Genomic DNA, 20,895 nt, shown 5'->3' with positions numbered 1-20,895 from the left:
CCGCCACAGGAGCACCGGTGAACGTCTCCCTCAGCGTCTGGCTGCTGACCGTCGCGGGCCTGTGCGTCCTGGTCGCCGCCGACTTCTTCATCGGCCGCAAGCCGCACGACGTGTCGATCCGCGAGGCGGGCGTCTGGACCGCCGTCTGGGTGATCCTGGCCTGTCTGTTCGGCGTGGGGCTGATCCTGGTCGGCGGCGGCGGTCCCGGCGGCGAGTTCTTCGCCGGTTACATCACCGAGAAGTCGCTCAGCGTGGACAACCTCTTCGTCTTCGTCCTGATCATGGCGAAGTTCGCGGTCCCCTCGCAGTACCAGCAGCGCGTGCTGATGGTCGGCGTCATCGTGGCGCTCGTCCTGCGCGCCGCCTTCATCGCGGCCGGCGCCGCGATCATCTCCGCCTTCTCCTGGGTCTTCTACATCTTCGGCGCCTTCCTCATCTGGACCGCCTGGAAGCTGATCCAGGACGCCCGCAAGGGGGGACACGACGAGGAGTACGAGGAGAACAAGCTGCTGAAGTCGATCGAGCGGCGCTTCGGCGTCGCCGACCGCTACCACGGCACCAGGCTCTGGGTGGAGGAGAACGGCCGCCGGGTCATGACGCCGATGCTGGTCGTGATGCTCGCCATCGGGTTCACCGACATCCTGTTCGCGCTGGACTCCATCCCCGCGATCTACGGACTGACCCAGGACCCGTACATCGTGTTCACGGCCAACGCGTTCGCCCTGATGGGTCTGCGGCAGCTGTACTTCCTCATCGGCGGCCTGCTGAAGAAGCTGGTCCACCTGTCCTACGGCCTGTCGGTCATCCTCGGCTTCATCGGCGTGAAGCTGGTGCTGCACGCCCTGCACGAGTCCGGGGTGCACGTCCCCGAGATCGGCATCCCGTTCTCGCTGGGCTTCATCGTGCTCGTCCTCGCCGTCACCACCGCCACGAGCCTGTGGTCGGCGCGGCGGCAGGAGCGGGAGTGACGGCCGCCCCGGAACGCCGTACGGACCCGCGGCTCGGGGGAGCCACGGGTCCGTACGGCGCTGCGGGAACCGCTCAGGCGGCGACGGCCTCGTCGGCGTGGCCGTGCAGACGGGCGACGACCTCCGTCAGCTGGGCCGCCACCTCGGCGTCGTCCGACGGGTGGGTCTCCGCGAAGCGGGTCATCGAACCGGGGATGGACAGCTTGAGGTCCTCGATCACCTTGCCGCCGGCGATGCCCACGGCCTTGCGGGCCTCGTCCTGGGCCCACACGCCGCCGTACTGGCCGAAGGCGGTGCCGACCACGGCGACCGGCTTGCCGGCGAAGCCGCCCGCGCCGAAGGGGCGGGACAGCCAGTCGATGGCGTTCTTCAGGACGGCCGGGATGGTGCCGTTGTACTCGGGGGAGAAGAGCAGGAAGGCGTCGGAGGCCTGGGCGGCCTCGCGCAGCGCCGCGGCGGCGGCCGGGACGCTGCCCTCCACGTCGATGTCCTCGTTGTAGAAGGGGATGTCGGCGAGCCCTTCGAACAGCTGCACCTCGGCGCCCTCCGGCGCGAGCTTGACGGCCGCCTGGGCGAGCTGGCGGTTGTGCGAACCGGCGCGCAGGCTGCCGACGAGCGCAAGGATGCGGACAGACATGAGTACTCCCACTGACGAAACCGATGTATCCGGACCGGGGTCCGTTTAAGTTCTAGCATCCCAAACGGACCGCGGTCCAGTTTTCTTCCCATGCTTTACGCTGGGTTCATGTCCACCGCCCCGCCGCCCCTCCCGAGACCCGAAGACGCCGTCGGTCAGAGTGAGTTGGAGCTGTTGCAGCTCGACACGGGACCGGTCGTGGACGAGCCCTGCCTGCGCGCCGACGCCGCCCGCAACCGCGCCCGGCTGCTGGAGGCCGCGGAACGGCTGGTGGCCGAGCACGGCGCGGCCGGCGTCACCATGGAGGCGGTGGCCGCGGCGGCCTGTGTGGGCAAGGGGACGGTCTTCCGCCGCTTCGGTGACCGCACCGGCCTGCTCGCGGCCCTCCTCGACCACTCCGAGCGCAAGTTCCAGGCCGCCCTGCTCAGCGGCCCGCCACCGCTGGGCCCGGGCGCACCGCCCGTCGAGCGGCTGCGGGCCTTCGGCTGCGCGATGCTACGCCGCTCCATCGACGAGCTGGACCTCCAGCTCGCCGCGGAGCCGAGCGCGGACCGACGGCACACCTTCGCGCCGCGCCGCTTCCTCCGCGGCCACCTGGCCCTGCTGCTGCGCCAGGCGGTGCCGGAGGGGGACAGCGAACTGCTCTCCCACACCTTGATGGCCTACCTCGACGTGGCCCTTCTGCACCACCTCACCGAGCAGTGCGGGATGCCCGCCGAGCGGCTGCGCGAAGGCTGGCTCGACCTGGTCGCGCGCGTCACCCGCACCGAGCCGCCGGCCGCCTGAGCCCCGGCCGGGGGACCGTCTCCGGCTTCTGCCAGGATGCCGTACGTCATGGTGCAGATACCGAAACCGCCCGCCGCCGAACCCCCCGCCCCGCGCTCCGTGCCCACGAGCGCCGATGTGGCCCGGCTGGCCGGCGTCTCGCGCGCGACCGTCTCCTACGTCCTGAACGACTCCGGCTCCGTCCGGATCAGCGAACCCACCCGCCGCCGGGTCCGCGACGCTGCCAGGGAGCTGGGATACGTCCCGCACGCCGCCGCCCGCTCGCTGCGCGCCGGCCACAGCCGGATGGTCCTGATGCCCGCGCCGTCCTTCCCCGCGGGCCCCCTCTACAGCCGCTTCCTCAGCGACCTCCAGTGGGCCCTGGCCCGCCTCGACTACACCGTGGTGCAGTACGGCAGCGTCGGGCTGCGCGGCTACGAGGCCGCCCGCGCCTGGGCCGAGCTGCGCCCGGTCGCCGTCCTCGTCCCCGGCGCGGACCTGGACCCGCAGGGCGTGGAGGTGCTCAAGCGCTCCGGGGCCCGCGCCGTCGTCACGCTCGGTCCCGAGGCCGTCGAGGGGGCGCACGCCCTGCTCACGGACCAGGAGGGCGTCGGTCACGGGGCCGCCCGCCACCTCTACGACCGGGGCCGGCGTGCCATCGGCGTGGTCGTGCCCGCGGAAGGGGGCCTCGACGTCTTCTCCGCGCCCCGCCTGGCCGGCGCCCACCGCGCCGTGCGCGACACCGGCGCCACCGTCACCGCGCTGCCCCTCGCCTACGACGAGCGGGAGGCCGCCCGGCTGGCCGCCCGCTGGGGCTCACTCGGCCTGGACGCGGTGTTCGCGTACAACGACGAGTACGCGATGCTGCTGATGAGGGCCCTGCAGGACGCGGGCCTGGACATCCCCGCCGACGCCGCCGTGATCGGCGCCGACGACCTGATGCTGGGGCGCCTGCTCCGGCCCCGGCTCAGCACCGTCCACCTGGAGCTGCCCGCCGGCCGCGAGCTGGCCGCCCTCGTCGACCGCGCGGTGCGCGACCCCGGCGCCGCGCCCGAACGCCGCAAGGTGCTGGGCGCGACGGTGGTCCACCGCGAGTCGAGCTGACCGGGGGCCTACTGGCCGTTCTCGCCCTCGGCCTGCGCCTGCTGCTCGGCGACCGCCTTGCGCACCTCGTCCATGTCCAGCTTCCGGGCCTGGCCGATGACGTCCGTCAGGGCCTCCTCGGGCAGCGCGCCCGGCTGCGCGAACACGGCGACCTGGTCGCGGACGATCATCAGCGTCGGGATCGACTGGATGCCGAAGGCCTGCGCCAGCTCGGGCTGCGCCTCGGTGTCCACCTTGCCGAACACCAGGTCCGGATTGGCCTCGGCCGCCTTCTCGTAGACGGGGGCGAACTGCCGGCACGGACCGCACCACGAGGCCCAGAAGTCGATCAACACGAACTCGTTGTCCGTGACCGTCTGGTCGAAGTTCTCCTTGGTGAGTTCCACGGTGCTGGTCATGAGGTGATCCCTCTTCTCGTTCGGGGGGTCGAGCCATCGGCACAACGCTGCCGACCTGGTGGGTATTCCGCGCACGTACCCATGTGGCCACGTCGCACACCACCCACCAGACTGACCCCATGACGCAATCGGATTCCAACGCGTACGACGTCGTCGTGATCGGCGCGGGCCCCGTGGGGGAGAACGTCGCCGACCGCACCCGGGCGGCCGGACTGTCCACCGCGATCGTGGAGAGCGAACTGGTCGGCGGCGAGTGCTCCTACTGGGCGTGCATGCCCAGCAAGGCCCTGCTGCGACCGGTCCTCGCCCAGGCGGACGCCCGCCGCCTGCCCGGTCTCGCCGACTCGGTCCGCGGTCCCCTCGACACCGCGGCGGTCCTCGCCCGCCGCGACGGATTCACCTCCCACTGGAAGGACGACGGCCAGGTCCAGTGGGTGGAGGGCATCGGCGCCGACCTCCACCGCGGCCACGGCCGACTCGCCGGGCCGCGCACCGTCGAGGTGACCGCCCCCGACGGCACCCGCCGCACGCTGACCGCCCGGCACGCCGTCGCCGTCTGCACCGGCAGCGCCGCCGCCCTGCCGGACCTGCCCGGACTCGCCGACGTACGCCCCTGGACGAGCCGCGAGGCCACCAGCGCCGAGAGCGCACCCGGACGGCTCATCGTGGTCGGCGGCGGAGTGGTCGCCGTGGAGATGGCCACCGCCTGGCAGGCCCTCGGCTCCCAGGTCACGCTCCTGGTGCGCGGCGACGCCGGACTGCTCGCCCGCATGGAGCCCTTCGCCGGCGACATGGTCGCCCAGGCGCTCACCGAGGCCGGCGTCGACCTGCGCACCGGCACCTCCGTCCGGTCCGTCACCCGCGAGGACGGCACCGTCGTCGCGGTCACCGACACCGGCGACCGCATCGAGGCCGACGAGATCCTCTTCGCCACCGGCCGGGTGCCCCGCACGCGCGACGTCGGCCTGGACACGGTCGGCCTGGAACCGGGCTCCTGGCTGTCCGTCGACGACAGCCTCCGGGTGGACGGACACGACTGGCTGTACGCCGTCGGGGACGCCAACCACCGCGCCCTCCTCACCCACCAGGGCAAGTACCAGGCCCGCATCGCGGGCGCCGCCATCGCGGCCCGCGCCTCCGGGGTGCCTGACCTGGACGCCGGCCCGTGGGGCGCGCACGCGGCCACCGCCGACCACGGCGCCGTGCCCCAGGTGGTGTTCACCGACCCCGAGGTGGCGTCCGCCGGACTGACGCTGGCCGAGGCCGAGCGGGCCGGCCACCGGGTCCGCGCCGTCGACATCGACCTGGGCACGGTGGCGGGGGCGAGCGTCTACGCCGAGGGCTACACCGGCCGCGCGCGCATGGTCGTCGACCTGGAGGACGAGATCGTCCGCGGCGTCACCTTCGTCGGTCCCGGAGTGGGGGAGATGATCCACTCCGCGACCATCGCCGTCGTCGGCCAGGTGCCGATCAGCCGCCTGTGGCACGCCGTACCGCCGTACCCGACGATCAGCGAGGTGTGGCTGCGGCTCCTGGAGGCCTACCGCGACAACTGACGGGCGCGCCCGGTGACCGCCGGGTCCCGCGGCCGGTCAGGCCGCCGGACCCGGCAGCTCGAACCCCAGCGCCGCCGCTGCCGCTCCAGGTGTCGGCTGCGTCCACAGCTCCGCCATCGCCCTGCTCGACGACAGCGAGCGCGGCTCGGCCCGGTCCAGGTACAGCGTGCCGTCCAGATGGTCCGTCTCGTGCTGCACGATCCGGGCCGGCCACCCCGAGAACACCTCGTCCACCGCGTGCCCGTGCTCGTCCGCCGCCCGCAACCGCACCTGCGCGGGCCGCGCCACCACCGCCTGCCAGCCCGGCACGCTCAGACAGCCCTCGAAGAACGCGGCCCGCTCGTCACCGAGCGGCTCGTACGCCGGATCGACCAGCACCCGGAAGGGCTGCGGCACCCGCCCCCGCGCCGCACGCACCTCCTCGGGCACCGGCGCGGGATCCTCGATCACCGCGATCCGCAGCTCCACGCCCACCTGCGGGGCGGCCAGCCCGACGCCCGGCGCCGCGTGCATGGTCAGCCGCAGCGCCTCGACGAAACGGGCCAGCAACGCGGGCGCCAACTGCCCCTCGTACGGCTCGGTGACACGGCGCAGCACCGGATCGCCCGCCTCGACGATCGGCAACGGGCCGCCGCGGGCCAGCAGTTCCTCGACCCGCTCGGCAAGAGGGGGACGTGCGTGCGGAGTTCCCATCGGGCCAGCATCGCACGGGCCCCGCCCCCGTCGGCGCCGGTCGTGTGACGCACGCCACTGCGACGGCCGGGAACCCGGCGCGCCCGCCGCCCGACCACTGGGACCGTCCCCTCCCCACGACGTCCCCGGAGCGCCCACCGATGACCACCACCTCCCCGGCCTCGACGGACGAATCCCCGGCCGCGGCCCCACCACCGCCCCGCCGCGGCAGCTGGTCCACCCTGCGCCCCCTCGTGCTGCGCCTGCACTTCTACGCGGGTCTCTTCGTGGCCCCCTTCCTACTGGTCGCGGCGGCCACCGGACTGCTCTACGCGGCCTCCTTCCAGGCCGAGAAGCTGGTGTACGCCCACGAGCTGACCGTCGACGACGTCGGCGAGCGCAAGCTGCCGATATCCGAGCAGGTGGCCGCCGCCCGCCAGGCCCACCCCGACGGCACCGTGTCGGCCGTACGTCCCTCGCCCGAGGACGACGCCACCACGAGGGTGATGCTCTCCGGCGTCGAGGGTGTCGACCCGGGCCGCACGCTCGCGGTCTTCGTCGACCCGTACACCGCGAAGGTGCGCGGCGCCCTCGAACAGTACGGCTCCAGCGGGGCGTTGCCCCTGCGCACCTGGATCGACGAGTTCCACCGTGACCTGCACCTGGGGGAGACCGGGCGGCTGTACAGCGAGTTCGCCGCCAGCTGGCTGTGGGTGATCGCGGGCGCCGGCCTGGTGCTGTGGTTCTCCCGCCGCGGGGCCCGGCGCAAGCTGCGCGGCACCACGGGCCGGCGCCGCACCCTCGGCCTGCACGGCACGGTCGGCGCCTGGGCCGCCGCCGGCTTCGTCCTCCTCTCGGCGACCGGCCTCACCTGGTCGACCTACGCCGGCGCCAACATCGAGGACCTGCGCGTCTCGCTCGGCCAGACCACGCCGTCCGTGTCGGCGTCGGCCGGCGGAGGCGGCGAACACGCGGGCCACGGGGCCGCGGCGGGCACCGGCGGGGACGCGGCGCACGGCGTCGGGCTCGACAAGGTCCTGTCCGCCGCGCGCGCGGAGGGGCTCGGCGACCCCGTGGAGATCGTCCCGCCCGCCGACGCGTCCTCCGCCTACGTCGTCAGGCAGGTGCAGCGCAGCTGGCCGGTGAAGCAGGACTCCGTCGCGGTGGATCCGTCGACGGGCGAGGTCACCGACGTGCTGCGGTTCGCGGACTATCCGGTGCTCGCCAAGCTCAGCCGCTGGGGCATCGACCTGCACACCGGGAGCCTGTTCGGGCTGCCGAACCAGATCGCGCTGATGCTCCTGGCCGCCTCCCTGATCCTGCTGATCGTCTGGGGCTACCGCATGTGGTGGCAGCGCGGCCGGGGTTCGGCCTTCGGCCGCCCCCTCCCGCGGGGCGCGTGGCAGCGGGTACCGCCGCTGCTCCTGGTCCCGCTGCTGGCGGCGGTCGCCGTGCTCGGCTACTTCGTCCCGCTGCTCGGCATCCCGCTGGCGGCCTTCGTGGCGCTGGACGCCGTACTCGGCGAGATCGCCCACCGGCGGGGGCGGCGGAAGCGGGCGGACGGCGCGGTGGCGGGGTCCTGAGCCCGCAGTGGAGTGCCGGTGAGGGGCGCTGAGCGGGCGGTGGAGCGGCGGTGATGCCCACCGCCGCTCCACCGAGGGGCCTTGCCCTCAGTCGCCGCTCCCGATCCTGCCGTTCAGCGGCCGGCGAAGTCGCCGTCCAGCGCGGCGGCGATCCGCAACTGCGCGTCGGCCTCCTCCTGCCGTCCCTGACGTTCGAGGGTCCGGCCGAGCATCAGCCGCGCGTACTGCTCGACGGGGTCGCGCTCGACGAGGGTCCGCAGCTCGGCCTCCGCCCGCCCCAGCTGCGCCGAGTGGTAGTAGGCGCGCGCCAGCAGCAGGCGCGGTCCGGTCTGCTCGGGCACCTCCCCGACCAGCCCGTCCAGGACGCGCGCGGCGGCGGCGTAGTCCTTGGCGTCGAAGAACATCCGGCCGCGCTCCCAGCGCTCGTCCTGAGTTCCGTGGTCGTAGTACGTCATGTCCACTCGTGACCTCCTTCGCGCGGTGTAACGCCGACCGATGGTTGAACATTCCACTACCCGGTGGCCGGCCTCGGGGAGTGGAATCCGCCCCGGGACGGTGATGCCCCGGGTCCGTCTGACGGGCGGGGCCGGGCGGGGCTAGGTTGGGCGGCATGAGCAACCTTGATCGCGAGTCGGTGCCCAGCCTGTGCGGCGGCCGCGGCTTCGTCGTGGCGGAACCGGTGCGCGAACTCCTCAGCCCCCGCAGCGTCAGGCTCGGCGAGTCCACCGAGGTCCGCCGGCTGCTGCCCAACCTCGGCCGGCGCATGGTCGGCGCCTGGTGCTTCGTCGACCACTACGGCCCGGACGACATCGCGGACGAGCCCGGCATGCAGGTGCCCCCGCACCCGCACATGGGCCTCCAGACGGTCAGCTGGCTGCACGAGGGCGAGGTCCTGCACCGGGACTCCACCGGCAGCCTCCAGACGATCCGCCCGCGCCAGCTCGGCCTCATGACCTCCGGCCGCGCGATCAGCCACTCCGAGGAGAGCCCGAAGTCGCACGCCCGCCTCCTGCACGGCGCGCAGCTGTGGGTCGCTCTCCCGGACGCCCACCGGCACACCGAACCGCACTTCGAGTACCACGCCGAGCTGCCCGAGGTCACCGCCCCCGGCCTGTCGGCCACGCTGCTCATGGGCACCCTCGACGGCACCACGTCCCCGGGCACCGCCTACACCCCGCTGGTCGGCGCGGACCTGACCCTCGCCGCCGGCGCGGACGTACGCCTGCCCCTGGAACGGGACTTCGAGTACGCGGTCCTGTCCATGTCCGGCGAGGCCCACGTCGACGGCGTGCCGCTCGTCCCGGGCTCCATGCTCTACCTCGGCTGCGGCCGCGGCGAACTCCCTCTGCGCGCCGACTCGGACGCGAGCCTGATGCTGCTGGGCGGCGAGCCGTTCGAGGAGGAGCTGATCATGTTCTGGAACTGGATCGGGCGCTCCCAGGAGGAGATCGAGGAGGCCCGCCGGGACTGGATGGAAGGGACGCGCTTCGGCGAGGTGAAGGGGTACGAGGGCGCTCCGTTGCCTGCCCCGGCGCTGCCCGCGGTGCCGCTCAAGCCGCGCGGAAGGGAACGCTGACCCGCTGGCATGGCTGGGGGGCGTCCTCGGGCCACGCGGCGGCCGCACGGCCCCGGTCGCGGGGGCTCCCCGCCCGAGCAGATCCACCTGGGGTCTTCTGGGCAGATAGTGTGTCGTATCTTTGACGATACATTCACTTAATCGCATAGTGGGGCGACGTGGCACCGGAAGAGAACACGCAGTTGCTGATCGAGACTCTGACCTCGCACCGGGAGGAGTTCCTCGCGCAGTGGGGTGCCATCGTCGGGGAGGCTCTCCAGGGCCGGCTCAGCGTCGCCGAGATGCGCCGCGAGCTGGGCGAGTTGTACGAGGCCATCCTCCAGGCCATCGCGGCGGGTGGTCTGGACGCCGACGGCGAGGCGTACGGGGAGACCCGCAGCCTGCTGATCGAGCTCTCCCGCAACCGGGCCCGGCAGGGCTTCACCCCGACGGAGACGGCGACGAGCGTGTTCGCGCTCAAGGCCGTCCTGGAGCCGGCCCTCACCGGGGAGGAGCACGGCACCCGCACCTACCTGCAGTTCGCCAAGCTCCTGGACGGTCTCGCGCTCCTGACGACCGAGGCGTACGTCCGCACGCGCGAGGAGATCATCGCCTCGCAGGCGGAGCAGCTCCTCGAACTGTCGACACCGGTCGTGCAGCTGTGGAAGGGCGTGGTGGGCGTCCCGCTGGTGGGCACGCTCGACTCGGCGCGCACCCAGGTGGTGATGGAGAAGCTGCTGCAGACCCTGGTCGACACCGACTCCACGCACGCGATCATCGACATCACGGGTGTCCCCACCGTCGACACCCAGGTCGCCCAGCACCTGCTGAAGACCGTCGTCGCCGCGCGCATGATGGGCGCCCAGTGCACCATCTCGGGCATACGCCCGCAAATAGCCCAGACCATCGTGGCCTTGGGTATCCAGTTCGGTGACATCCAGACCAACGCGTCCCTCGCGGACGCCCTCCGTCAGGCCGTGCGCGAGGTCGCCAAGGACGCCGAGGACGACGTGCGGGGTCTGCTGTGACCGATCGCGTGCCCGTCCTCAAGATCGGCGAGATCCTCCTGGTGTCCATCCAGATCGACCTGGAGGACGAGATGGTGCTGGATCTGCAGGAAGACCTGTCGCAGAAGATCGTCTCGGCCGGTGCGAAGGGTGTCGTCATCGACATCTCCGCCCTCGAGATCGTCGACTCCTTCGTCGGACGCATGCTCGCCACCATCGCCTCCATCTCCCGCATGCTCGGGGCCGAGACGGTGGTCGTCGGCATGCGCCCCGCGGTCGCGATGACGCTCGTCGAGCTCGGACTGTCCCTCCAGGGTGTCCGTACCGCGCTCAACCTGGAGCGGGGACTGAAGCTGCTGCGGCGTCTCAGCACCGCCCATTCGGCTCGCCCATGAAGGATTACCTGACCGGGAACGCGACGGTCGAGAGCGTCCCGGTGGCCTCCAGCAAGGACGTCGTCCAGGCCCGGCAGGTCGTGCGCAACCTCGCCCAGCGCGGCGGCCTCTCACTGGTCCACCAGACCAAGCTCGTCACCGCGGCGAGCGAACTGGCGCGGAACATGGTGGTCTACGGCGGAGGCGGCGTCGTCCGCGCCGCCGAGGTGAACGGCCCGCAGGGCGTGGGGGTGTTCGTGGAATTCCGGGACGACGGACCCGGCATCCGCGACGTGGAGCAGGCCCTGACCGACGGCTGGTCCTCGGGCAGGGGTATGGGACTGGGCCTCAGCGGGGCCCAGCGCCTGGTCAACGAGTTCGACATCCAGACGGGCCCCGACGGCACCACCGTCACCATCGTGAAATGGAACCGGTGAACTCCACCCTGGTTGCCGAAGCCGGCGACGTTCATTGGCTGCGCGCGGACGTCGCCCTGGCCGCCGCCGCACGCCGTCAGGCCGGGCAGCTCGCCCGCGCCCTCGGCCTGGCCGACACGCAGGTCGCCAACCTGGAACTGTGCGTGACGGAAATGGCGACGAACCTGCTGAAGTACGCGCACGACGGTTCCATGGCCCTGCGCATCGTGCGGGTCCGTGACCGCGCGGCCGTCGAATGCCTCTCCCTCGACAGCGGCCCCGGCATCAGCAACCTGCCCCTCGCGCTGAGGGACGGGACGTCCGCCTCCGGCAGCCTGGGCCTGGGGCTGGGAACCATCGCGCGGATGGCGGACGTCTCCGGCATCCACTCGTTGCCGGGCCGGGGCACCGTCGTCCAGGCACGGTTCTGGGCCGGCCCGGACGGCCGCGAGCCCGGACCGCTGGACGCGGGCGGGCTGACGCGTCCCCTGGGGGGAGAGCAGACCTGCGGCGACACCTGGGCCGTACGCACGGCCGAGGGCCCCGACGCGATGCTGCTGATGATGTGCGACGGCCTGGGCCACGGCCCGCTGGCGGCCCAGGCCAGTGACCGGGCCAGGAGCGCGTTCCGCGGCAGCCGCCGGTCGGACCCCGCCGGAATCCTCCAGGAGGTCCACTCGGCGCTGCGCAGCACGCGCGGCGCGGCGGTGGCGATCGCGCTGGTCGAACCCGCCGCCCAGCGCGTCCAGCTCAGCGGAGCCGGCAACATCGCGGCCCTGGTGGGGTCGCCCGACGGACGCACCGGGCTGCCGTCCCTGCCGGGCATCGCGGGTGTGCAACTGCCCCGGCCCCGCACCTTCGAGGCGGCGTTGCCGCCCGGAGCCGCCCTGATCATGCACTCCGACGGCCTCAGCGACCGCTGGAAGCCGGCCGACTTCCCGGGGCTGTTCGCCCACGACTCCTCGATCGTCGCCGCGCAGATATTCAGCCAGGCCGCGGTCCGCAGGGACGACGCCGGGATCGTCGTGGCCGTGCACCGACGACCATGACCGGTGACGCCGCGGCCCACGAGGTGTTCACGATCGCCCTGCGAGAGGCGGGCGACGTGGTCACCCTGCGCCGCCGCACCCAGACGGCCTGCCGGACCCTGAACCTGACGGGCAGCCCGCTGGTGCGCATGTCCACCGTGGTCAGCGAGGCCGGCGAGCACCTCCTGGGAGCGGCCGCCCTCACCGCACGGCTGTCCCTCGGGGAGCGGGCGGGGGCCGCCGTCCTCTCCCTCCGGTTCCACTGGCAGGGGGAACGGCAGCCCGCCGCCTCCCTGCTGGCCGCCGCGACACGGCTGCTGGACGACTGCCGCACCTCCCGCACCGACGACGGCCACCAACTCGTCCTGGAACAGCGCACGACCGCACCGCCCCAGTCCCTACCCGCCCTGGCGGACGAGCTGCGCGGCGCACTGCTCGCCACCGACGGCGGCACCGACTTCATCGAGGCGCTCCGCTCCCAGAACCGCCAACTGCTGGCCGCACTGGAGGAGTCCCAGCACCAGCAGGACGAACTGCAGCGCCTGAACACCGAACTGGAGGAGACCAACGCCGGCGTCCTGGCGCTCTACTCGGAGCTGGCCGGAGAGCTGGAGGAGACCAACAGCGGCGTCGTCGCCCTCTACGCGGACCTGGAGGACAAGAGCCGCCAGCTCGAGCAGGCGAACCAGTACAAGACCCGGTTCTGGGCCAACGTCAGCCACGAGCTGCGCTCGCCCGTCAACGCCGTCATCGCCCTGACCCGCCTGCTGCTCGCTCCCGAGGCCGAACCGCTCTCCGCCGAACAGCGGCAGCAGGTCACCCTGGTGCACGCCTCCGGCAACACCCTGCTGGCGCTCGTGGACGAACTCCTCGACGTGGCCAAGGCCGAGGCCGGCCGCCTGGAACCCCACCCCGTCGACACCGACCTGCGGGCCCTGTTCCACCAGTTGCGCGGCACCCTGCAGAGCATCACGCAGCCCGGAGTGCACCTGCGCATACCCGACTACACGCAGCAGAGCACGCTGGTCACCGACGAGGTCATGCTCACCCGGATCCTGCGCAACGTGCTGTCCAACGCCCTGAAGTTCACCACCGAGGGCTCGGTGACCGTGGACGTCACGGAGCGGGGGACAGGCCCGGAGCGCCGCTTCCGCTTCCGGGTCCGCGACACCGGCGTGGGCATACCCCCCGACGAACAGAAGCGGGTGTTCGAGGAGTTCTACCAGGTCCCGGGCCAGCACCAGCGGGGCCGCACCGGCACCGGCCTCGGCCTGCCGTACGCCCTGAGACTCACCGAGGCACTGGGCGGCACGCTCAGCCTCGACAGCGAGCCGGGCCGGGGCACCGTCGTCGTCATCGACATCCCCGCCCTCACCCCGTGCCTCCTGAGCCCCGAGGAAGAGGCAACGACGACGCCCACGGGCCGGGAGCCGGCCGGCGCCCCGCAACCGGACCCGCTCGGCACACCCGCGAGGCCCCTCGCCGAGTGGTCGGTGGTGGTCATCGACGACGACCCGGCCTTCCTGGCCGGCTTCCGGCCACTCATCGACGGCCTCGTCACCTCCGTCACCTGCGTCACCGACAGCACCACCGCGGTGGACACCGTCCGACGCGAACGCCCCGACGTCGTCATCCTCGACCTGGACATGCCGGCCCTCGACGGCACCGAGGTCCGGAGTCGCCTGGCCGCCGACCCGGCCACCGCCCCCATCCCCGTGGTCGTGCTCACCGCCACCGACCCGGGCGACGTGCCGGTCGCCCGCCTCGAACCGGTCCGTGCCGTACTGGACAAGGGCCGCCTGACCCCCGCCGGTCTCGCCGCGGCACTCACCCGGACGGGCACCCGGTCCGCCTCCCCGCCCACCACCCTCTACGCGACACCGCTCCCGCTCGAGGAAGACAGATGACCCAGCAGCACGCCGACGACCAGGCCCCCGCCCACATCCTGGTCGTGGACGACGACCCCACCAACCGCTACGTCCTGGCCACCACACTGGCGCGCGGCGGGCACCGGGTCACCACCGCGGAGGACGGCACCCGCGCGCTCGAACTGCTGCGCACCGCCGCAGAACTCCCCGAGATCGCCATCGTCGACGTACGCCTGCCGGACATGACGGGCTTCGAGGTCTGCGAGCGCATCAAGGAGAACCCGGTCACGGCGGCCATGCCGGTGATCAACATCTCGGCGTCGGCGATCTCGGCGGACGACCGCACCCGGGGCCTGTACCGCGGCGCCGACGCCTATCTCGTCGAGCCCATCGCACCGGGAGAACTCCTCGCCACCGTCACGGCGACCCTGCGCTACGCCCGGGCCCGCCGCCGCGCCGAACTCCTCGCCGACCGGCTGCACCTGCTCAACCGCGCGACCCTGGCCGTCTACAGCGCCACCGACGCACACGAACTGATCAGGGCCACCACCCAGGGAGCCGCGTCCGTCCTGCGCTGCGACAGCGCCGTCTTCCTCCACACCCCGCAGGGCGACGCCCTGGTCGCCCACACCACGACGAAGCGGCAGGGCACCGCGTCCACCGCGGACACCCAGGTGCACCCCGTCCCCGCGCCCGAAGGCCGCGACGACGCCTGGACCGACACCACCGACACCACCGGCATCACCGACGGCCTGCCCGACCGAGTGTCCCTGCCCGAACCGCTCGGCGACCCCGCGGGGCGCCGCGTCGTCGTCGGCCGGGCCAAGTCCGACCGGCCCCCCGTCGTCATCCTCGTCCCCGCACACGCCGTCGTCCTCGACGACGACCACCAGCTCCTCCACCAGCTGGCCCGGGCCAGCGCCCTCGCCCTGGAGGCCCTGCGCAGCTACAGCGAGGAACACGCCCTGGCCCTCACGCTCCAGCGCAGCTTCCTGCCCGAGAACCTGCCCCGCGACGCCCGCGCCGACCTGGCCGTGCGCTACCTGCCCGCCAGCGAACGCGCGGAGATCGGCGGCGACTTCTACGAGGCCATCAGCACCGTCAACGGTCTCGTGGTCGCGGTCGGCGACGTCGCCGGACACTCCCTCGACGCCGCCATGGTCATGGGCCAGGTACGGCACGCCCTGCGCGCCTACGCCCTGGAGGGACACCCGCCCCACGCCATCCTGTCCCGCCTCGACCACCTGCTGACCTCCGTGGAGCCCGGCACGGCCGTCACCCTCTGCGTCGTCCTGATCGAGTACGCCTCCGAGACCCTGCACGTCGCGAACGCCGGCCACCTCCCGCCCCTCCTGCGCGCCCCCGACGGCACCACCGTCTACGTGGAGGAGCACGGCCCCATGCTCGGCCTCGGCCTGCCCCATCCTCCGGCGCTCCAGGTCACCGCGGAGTCCGGCAGCCTCCTCCTCCTGGTCACCGACGGCCTGATCGAACGCCGCCACATCGACCTCCAGCGGTCCCTCGACTCCTTGGCCCGCGTCCTGGCCGAGGCCCCGCTGCCCCCCGAGGACGTGTGCGACGAGCTTCTGGACCGCCTGCCCCCGGACGGCAGCGACGACATCGCCATCATGGCGGTGCGCCTGAACGCCCCCGAGGAAACAGGAGCCGACCGGCCCGGTCCGCCGGGGGATAGGCTCCGGGGATGACCGAGCGACCCGTGTCCGACGAGCGGCGGCCCGCCAACGACGGGCGCCGGGTTGCCGCCCGCAATCGTGCCGCCGTCGTCGCGGCCGCGCGGGAGATCTACGCGGAGAACGGCCTCGACGCCCCGTTGTCCGAGATCGCCCGCCGGGCCGGGGTCGGGCAGGGCGTCCTCTACCGGCACTTCCCCGACCGAACGGCCGTCGCGACCGCCGTACTTGACGAGAACGTCCGGCAGATCGAGCAAGCGGCGAAGGCTCCCGGCACCGACATCGCCCGCATCCTGGGAGTGCTCACCTGGCATCAGACCGAGTCGGCGGCGTTCATCGGCGTGCTGCACGCCGACGGGGCGGCCGGCGGTCCGGGTGTTCCCGCGTACGCCGCGGCGTTGTCGGGGCGCGTCGAGCGCGCTCTGCGGGCGCACTTGCCGGCCGGTCATCGGCTGGCCGCGGCGAAGGAGGACCTGATGATCGCCGTCGCCATGGTGTCGGGCGCCGTCACCGGTCCCACTCGCGAGGTGCGAGAACGCCGGGCGATGACCGCGTGGCGCCTGCTCGGTGTGGACGTGGGGCCGGTGCGCCCGTTCGGCGGGTGAGCAAGGTGGGTCAGCCGCCGTTGGACTGGCGGACGCCCTCCGCGAGTGCCTCGAAGGAGTACAGGAACCCTCCGTCGGGCCCACTGACCGTCATGTAGGCCCTGGTTCCTCCGGGCACGATGGCGACGTTCGTCGCGGACCGCACTCCTTCCGCCGCGCGGGCCGGGACCTCGACGGTGGCGAGGCGCCTGCCGTTCCGGTCGTACACGGCCATCGCGGGGCGGCCGTGCAGCGCCTGGTACAGGTTCCCGTCCGCGTCCACGGCGATCGAGTCGGTCTGGGCGACACCGCCGTTCACCCTGATGCCCGTGTGCCGTGACGCCGCACGGCCCTTCCCGTCGAGGAGCAGGTAGGACACGCAGTTCTCCACCAGTTCGCTCACCCACAGACCGCGGTACTCGGAGTCGAAGGAGATGCCGTTGGGTGCCGCCATCCCGTCCGCGAGGACGACGGCGCCGCCCCCGTCCCGGTCGATCCGCACCACGCGTCCGGTCGCCGCGCCCTCGGACATGCCGCGCGAGTCGCTGATGTAGAGGTTGCCGTCCCGGTCGAACGCGAGGTCGTCGGGGTTCATCCTGGCTCCGTCGACCTCCCCGGAGAAGAAGGTCCGCACGTCGCTGCCGTCGGACGCCAGACTGACGATGTCGCCGTGGGAGAAGTCGGTGAGGTAGACGCGCCCGTCGTGGGGGCTGAACTGGGCCGAGGTGTAGGCGCCGCGGTCGTCGGTGTGCACCTGGCGGGACGTCTTCCGCCGCAAGTCGACGCGCAGCAGCTTGGGTTCGCCGGCCGGTGCGGTGACGTCGACGACGAGCAGTTTCCCGTCCGCGTCGAAGGTCGGCCCCTCCAGCAGCGTCATGCCCGTCTCGGGGTGCACTTTCGTCAGCTGCATTACGTGCTGGGCGCGGATGGTGCGGTCGGCGCCGGCGGCGGAAGTGCCCTGGGGGCCGGGCCGTGTCTGCGTACCGCAGCCGGTGAGGACGAGCAGGGCGATCGCGGCGAGCCCGGTGAGGGATCGGATCGGGAGTCGTTGCATGGGGTCGCTCTTCCTGTCCGAATGTTTGCGGAAGCTGTCCGCAACTCAACCGGACAGTGTTGTCCGGTTCTTGCTACGGTAGTGCATGCCAGCTCAAGTCCGGTGCGCCCATGCGCCTTTGTGTCGACACGGCGACCTCCGCGCACCGAACCGGAAGGACAGAGGTCCCCCCACATGACGTACTCGGATGCAATCTCCTCCGAGGCACTGGCCGGTCTCAGGCGGCGCTACCGCCTGGAGAGGGAGCGGCGCGTACGCCCCGACGGCACCCGCCAGTACCTGTCCGCCGATGCCGAGTTCGGCTTCTACGACGAGGATCCGTACGCGACGCGCACTGGTGAGCGTGACCCCCTTCGGGACCACGTCGACGTGGCCGTCGTCGGCGGTGGATTCGGCGGCATCCTCGCGGGCGCCCGGCTGCGGCAGCAAGGAGTCGAGCGGATCCGTGTCGTGGAGAAGGGCGGTGATTTCGGGGGAACCTGGTACTGGAACCGGTACCCGGGCATCCACTGCGACGTCGAGTCCCACGTCTACCTGCCGCTGCTCGACGAGACGGGGTACGTCCCCGAGTGGAAGTACGCGCCCGGAGAGGAGATCCGCCGCCACGCGGTACGGATCGCCGAGAAGTTCGACCTCTACGCGGACGCCCTGTTCTCCACGTCCGTCACGTCCCTGGCCTGGGACGACACCACGCAGTCGTGGATCGTGGCGACCGACCGGGGCGACGCGTTCCGGGCCACCTACGTCGTCACGGCGACGGGCACCCTCACCGAGCTGAAGCTGCCCGGCATCCCCGGGATCGAGGACTTCCGGGGCCACACCTTCCACACCTCGCGGTGGGACTACGGATACACGGGCGGGACCCCGGACGGCGGACTCACCGGCCTCGCGGACCGGCGCGTCGGCGTGGTCGGCACGGGCGCCACCGGGGTGCAGGTCATCCCGAAGCTGGCCGAGGACGCCGGACACGTCTACGTCTTCCAGCGCACCCCGTCCACCGTGGACGTGCGCGCCAACCGGCGCACGACGGCGCGGGACGTCGGCGCCGACCACGACGGATGGGCACGCGAGCGCCGCGACAACTTCCTGCAAATCGTCTCCGGGGAATCCGTCGAACGCGACCTGGTGGCGGACCAGTGGACCGCCGGCGCCGGCCTGCTGGAGAAGCTCCTGCCGAGTTTCCGCCGCCCGTCCGACAGGCAGGGCTTCGAGGCGGCCTACGAGATCGCCGACGCCGAGAAGATGAACGCGATCCGTGCGCGCGTCGAGCACGTCGTCGCCGACGCGGACACCGCGGAGAAGCTCAAGCCCTGGTACCGGTACGCCTGCAAACGCCCCACGTTCTCCGATGCCTACCTCCAGGCGTTCAACCGCGACAACGTCACCCTGGTCGACACGGCGGACACGCACGGCATCGAGCGAATGACCGAGCACGGCGTGGTGGTGGGGGACACGGAATACCGGCTTGACTGCCTCGTCTTCGCCACCGGGTTCTCGGTCGGCGTCTCCGGCGTCCACTCCGGCAAGCTGTCCGTCAGCGGCCGGGACGGCGTAAGACTGCTGGACGCTTTGAAGCAACGCGGACCGCGGTCCCTGCACGGCCTCACCCGCAACGGCTTCCCGAACCTGATCCAGTTGGGGGCCGCGCAGAGCGCGAGCAGCGTCAACTTCACGCACGTGCTCGACGAGCACGCGGTGCACGCGGCGGCACTCGTCGCCGCGGCCGAGGCCCGGGGAGCCGTCGTCGAACCCTCCCGCGAGGCCGAGGACGCCTGGCTCGCGGTCCTGTCCGACGGCGCGCCCGACCACGAGTGGTTCCACGCCGAGTGCACCCCCGGGTACTACAACGGCGAAGGGCGCGGCCGGCCCAACGGCCCCACCGCCTACCCGCACGGCGCGGCCGCCTTCCACGACCTCCTGACGCGGTGGCGTGCGACGTCCATGAGCGACGCGCTCGCCGTACGCCGACCGTCCTGAGGCGTCGATGCGTCGATGCGTCGACGCGGCGACGGGGGCGCGATGTGCCGCGGGGCCCGGCCGCCCGGACGGGCCCCGCGGCACGACGTCTCGTACGGCGGGCCGGAAACCCGGGTCAGACGGCGGACCAGCCGTCGTCGACGGGCAGGATCGCGCCGTTGATGTTGCTCGCGGCATCGGAGGCGAGGAACAGGATCGCCGCGGCCTGCTCCTCCGGCTGCGACACGCGGCCGAGGTTGACGAAGTGCGGGCCGATCGCCGCCGGACCGTGCGCCGAGCGGTCGGCCTCGACCCCGATGGCCGTGGCGGTACCACCCGGACAGATCGCGTTGGCGCGAATGCCGCTCCTGCGGTACATCACCGCCAGGGACTTCGTCAGTCCGACCACGCCGTGCTTGGAGGCCGTGTAAGCGGCGCCGGCCGCGCTGCCGCGCAGCGCCGCCTCCGAGGCGGTGTTCACGATCGCGCCGCGCCCGGCGGTGAGCATGTGGGGCAGTACGGCACGGGTGAGCAGGAACGGCGCGGTCAGATTGACCCGGAGGACGCGGGCCCACTCGGCGTCGGTCACGTCGGCCGGCGCCGACATGCTGTCCATGATCCCGGCGTTGTTCACCAGGACCTGCACGCCGCCGAACCGTTCCACCGCCGTTGCCGTCACCGTGTCGACGACGCCCTGCTCGCTCAGGTCGCCCGTGACGGCCACGGCCGTGCCGCCCGCCCGCTCGATCTCCTCGACGACCGCGCCGGCTCCGTCGGCGTTGAGGTCCGCCACCACGACCCGGTCGCCCTGGGCGGCGAAGGCGAGCGCCGCCGCGCGCCCGATACCGGAACCGGCCCCGGTGACGATCACGCTGCGACCGTTCAGATCGTCCGTCATGCACTACTCCATCCAGAACGTGCTCACGCGGAGGACTCGTGTCGCACCGCGCGAGCACTCTAACCATTTATGTCTCTGAGTGACATAAACTCTGGTGGGAGAATGACCAGCGCACTGCCCATTGGCGCCGGAGGCTCAGATGACCGCAGCTCGGGGACGGGCGGGACGCCCTCCGCTGACCGAGGAGCGCAAGGCCGAGATCCGGCTGGAGATCGCCAGGGCCGCGGTCGAGCTGTTCGTCGCGCAGGGCGTCGCCGCGACGACGGGGGAGCAGATCGGGCAGGCGGTGGGCGTCTCCGCACGCACGGTGTGGCGCTACTTCCCGACGAAGGAGAGCTGCGTACGGCCGCTCTTCTCGACGGGCATCGACGCGATCGCCGCCGCGCTGCGGCAGTGGGGCGCCGGGCAACCCCTGGAGGCGGCCTTCGACCACCTGTGGGCCGCCGACGTCGCACTGCCGGGCCCGGATGTGGGCGCCCTGCTGCGACTGACCCGCGGGGAACCGGGGTTGCGGGCCGTCTGGCTGCAGACCCACGACGAGGCGGAGCCCGTCTTCGCGAGCGCCCTCGCCGAACGGGCGGGGCTGCCCGACGACGACGTGCGGCCCGCGATCTGGGCCGCCATGCTCAACGCCGCTCTTCGCGCGGCGGTCGAACGCCACGCGTACCGAACGGCCGAGCCCGCCACCGACACCGCCACCGCCCGGACCGACCTCGCGACCACCCTGCGCACGGCCCTCGCGGCGGTGGCCGCCGGCCTGGGCTGAACCCCGTGGGGGCCA

At 72.6% G+C, this 20,895-nt stretch carries 21 protein-coding genes; 15 read left to right on the top strand and 6 right to left on the bottom strand.

Annotation, left to right across the window (positions count from 1 at the left end; translation table 11 throughout):
- Positions 1 to 17 precede the first annotated feature (17 nt).
- Positions 18 to 968, top strand: a complete 951-nt coding sequence (locus tag IE108_RS25860; protein ID WP_064731012.1) for a TerC family protein — start codon at positions 18 to 20, stop codon at positions 966 to 968.
- Positions 969 to 1,041: 73 nt separating this feature from the next.
- On the opposite strand, the gene IE108_RS25855 is transcribed toward IE108_RS25860, so the two are convergent.
- Positions 1,042 to 1,605, bottom strand: coding sequence for an NAD(P)H-dependent oxidoreductase (locus tag IE108_RS25855; protein WP_064731013.1), 564 nt, complete (start codon positions 1,603 to 1,605; stop codon positions 1,042 to 1,044).
- 108 nt (positions 1,606 to 1,713) lie between these two features.
- Between IE108_RS25855 and IE108_RS25850 the strand changes: the two genes are divergently transcribed.
- On the top strand, positions 1,714 to 2,391 hold the full coding sequence (locus IE108_RS25850; protein WP_064731014.1) for a TetR/AcrR family transcriptional regulator: 678 nt from the start codon (positions 1,714 to 1,716) through the stop codon (positions 2,389 to 2,391).
- 48 nt (positions 2,392 to 2,439) lie between these two features.
- A complete protein-coding gene (locus IE108_RS25845; RefSeq protein ID WP_079163754.1) occupies positions 2,440 to 3,474 on the top strand; it encodes a LacI family DNA-binding transcriptional regulator in 1,035 nt (344 codons plus the stop codon).
- A gap of 8 nt (positions 3,475 to 3,482) precedes the next feature.
- Here IE108_RS25845 and trxA read toward each other — a convergent pair whose 3' ends face one another.
- On the bottom strand, positions 3,483 to 3,872 hold the full coding sequence (gene trxA / locus IE108_RS25840; RefSeq protein ID WP_064731016.1) for a thioredoxin: 390 nt from the start codon (positions 3,870 to 3,872) through the stop codon (positions 3,483 to 3,485).
- 119 nt (positions 3,873 to 3,991) lie between these two features.
- Between trxA and IE108_RS25835 the strand changes: the two genes are divergently transcribed.
- Positions 3,992 to 5,428 (top strand): dihydrolipoyl dehydrogenase family protein, encoded by a 1,437-nt coding sequence (locus tag IE108_RS25835; RefSeq protein ID WP_064731017.1) that lies wholly within the window; start codon positions 3,992 to 3,994, stop codon positions 5,426 to 5,428.
- 36 nt (positions 5,429 to 5,464) lie between these two features.
- Here the strand turns inward: IE108_RS25835 and IE108_RS25830 are convergent, their stop codons facing one another.
- On the bottom strand, positions 5,465 to 6,121 hold the full coding sequence (locus IE108_RS25830; RefSeq protein WP_064731018.1) for a peptide deformylase: 657 nt from the start codon (positions 6,119 to 6,121) through the stop codon (positions 5,465 to 5,467).
- A gap of 140 nt (positions 6,122 to 6,261) precedes the next feature.
- On the opposite strand from IE108_RS25830, the gene IE108_RS25825 reads away from it, so the two are divergent.
- A complete protein-coding gene (locus IE108_RS25825; RefSeq protein ID WP_064731019.1) occupies positions 6,262 to 7,683 on the top strand; it encodes a PepSY-associated TM helix domain-containing protein in 1,422 nt (473 codons plus the stop codon).
- 113 nt (positions 7,684 to 7,796) lie between these two features.
- Here the strand turns inward: IE108_RS25825 and IE108_RS25820 are convergent, their stop codons facing one another.
- Positions 7,797 to 8,144 carry a tetratricopeptide repeat protein gene (locus tag IE108_RS25820; protein WP_064731020.1) on the bottom strand — a complete coding sequence of 116 codons (348 nt, stop codon included), beginning with the start codon at positions 8,142 to 8,144 and terminating at the stop codon, positions 7,797 to 7,799.
- A gap of 149 nt (positions 8,145 to 8,293) precedes the next feature.
- Between IE108_RS25820 and IE108_RS25815 the strand changes: the two genes are divergently transcribed.
- The 8 genes from IE108_RS25815 (at position 8,294) to IE108_RS25780 (ending at position 16,227) form a co-directional block, all read left to right on the top strand.
- Positions 8,294 to 9,259, top strand: a complete 966-nt coding sequence (locus IE108_RS25815; protein ID WP_064731021.1) for a pirin family protein — start codon at positions 8,294 to 8,296, stop codon at positions 9,257 to 9,259.
- 158 nt (positions 9,260 to 9,417) lie between these two features.
- A complete protein-coding gene (locus IE108_RS25810) occupies positions 9,418 to 10,266 on the top strand; it encodes an STAS domain-containing protein (RefSeq protein WP_064731022.1) in 849 nt (282 codons plus the stop codon).
- A complete protein-coding gene (locus IE108_RS25805) occupies positions 10,263 to 10,640 on the top strand; it encodes an STAS domain-containing protein (protein WP_064731023.1) in 378 nt (125 codons plus the stop codon). Before IE108_RS25810 ends, IE108_RS25805 begins: the two co-directional genes overlap by 4 nt.
- Complete coding sequence (locus tag IE108_RS25800; RefSeq protein WP_064731024.1) at positions 10,637 to 11,056, top strand: ATP-binding protein; 420 nt, start codon at positions 10,637 to 10,639, stop codon at positions 11,054 to 11,056. The genes IE108_RS25805 and IE108_RS25800 overlap by 4 nt, the downstream gene beginning before the upstream one ends.
- A complete protein-coding gene (locus IE108_RS25795; protein WP_079163755.1) occupies positions 11,044 to 12,084 on the top strand; it encodes an ATP-binding SpoIIE family protein phosphatase in 1,041 nt (346 codons plus the stop codon). Before IE108_RS25800 ends, IE108_RS25795 begins: the two co-directional genes overlap by 13 nt.
- The gene (locus IE108_RS25790) at positions 12,081 to 13,970 is read left to right on the top strand and encodes an ATP-binding response regulator (protein WP_064731026.1); all 1,890 of its coding nucleotides are present in this window, start codon (positions 12,081 to 12,083) and stop codon (positions 13,968 to 13,970) included. Before IE108_RS25795 ends, IE108_RS25790 begins: the two co-directional genes overlap by 4 nt.
- Complete coding sequence (locus IE108_RS25785; protein WP_064731027.1) at positions 13,967 to 15,637, top strand: fused response regulator/phosphatase; 1,671 nt, start codon at positions 13,967 to 13,969, stop codon at positions 15,635 to 15,637. Before IE108_RS25790 ends, IE108_RS25785 begins: the two co-directional genes overlap by 4 nt.
- Entirely contained in the window at positions 15,634 to 16,227 is a 594-nt protein-coding gene (locus tag IE108_RS25780) for a TetR/AcrR family transcriptional regulator (protein ID WP_064731028.1), read from the top strand. Before IE108_RS25785 ends, IE108_RS25780 begins: the two co-directional genes overlap by 4 nt.
- A 10-nt stretch (positions 16,228 to 16,237) precedes the next feature.
- Here the strand turns inward: IE108_RS25780 and IE108_RS25775 are convergent, their stop codons facing one another.
- A complete protein-coding gene (locus tag IE108_RS25775; RefSeq protein ID WP_064731029.1) occupies positions 16,238 to 17,260 on the bottom strand; it encodes an SMP-30/gluconolactonase/LRE family protein in 1,023 nt (340 codons plus the stop codon).
- Positions 17,261 to 17,434: 174 nt separating this feature from the next.
- Here IE108_RS25775 and IE108_RS25770 point away from each other — a divergent pair, with 174 nt between their 5' ends.
- Positions 17,435 to 19,237, top strand: a complete 1,803-nt coding sequence (locus tag IE108_RS25770; protein ID WP_064731030.1) for a flavin-containing monooxygenase — start codon at positions 17,435 to 17,437, stop codon at positions 19,235 to 19,237.
- Between the two features lie 115 nt (positions 19,238 to 19,352).
- Here IE108_RS25770 and IE108_RS25765 read toward each other — a convergent pair whose 3' ends face one another.
- A complete protein-coding gene (locus IE108_RS25765) occupies positions 19,353 to 20,114 on the bottom strand; it encodes an SDR family NAD(P)-dependent oxidoreductase (RefSeq protein WP_064731031.1) in 762 nt (253 codons plus the stop codon).
- Between the two features lie 139 nt (positions 20,115 to 20,253).
- Here IE108_RS25765 and IE108_RS25760 point away from each other — a divergent pair, with 139 nt between their 5' ends.
- Positions 20,254 to 20,880: a TetR/AcrR family transcriptional regulator gene (locus tag IE108_RS25760; RefSeq protein WP_064731032.1), complete on the top strand. Its 627-nt coding sequence runs from the start codon at positions 20,254 to 20,256 to the stop codon at positions 20,878 to 20,880.
- Positions 20,881 to 20,895 lie beyond the last annotated feature (15 nt).

This window comes from Streptomyces parvulus (assembly GCF_014648855.1).
GTDB lineage: Bacteria > Actinomycetota > Actinomycetes > Streptomycetales > Streptomycetaceae > Streptomyces > Streptomyces parvulus.
Note: the sequence above shows the minus strand (reverse complement) of the source record. Positions and strands in the feature narration are given on the sequence as shown.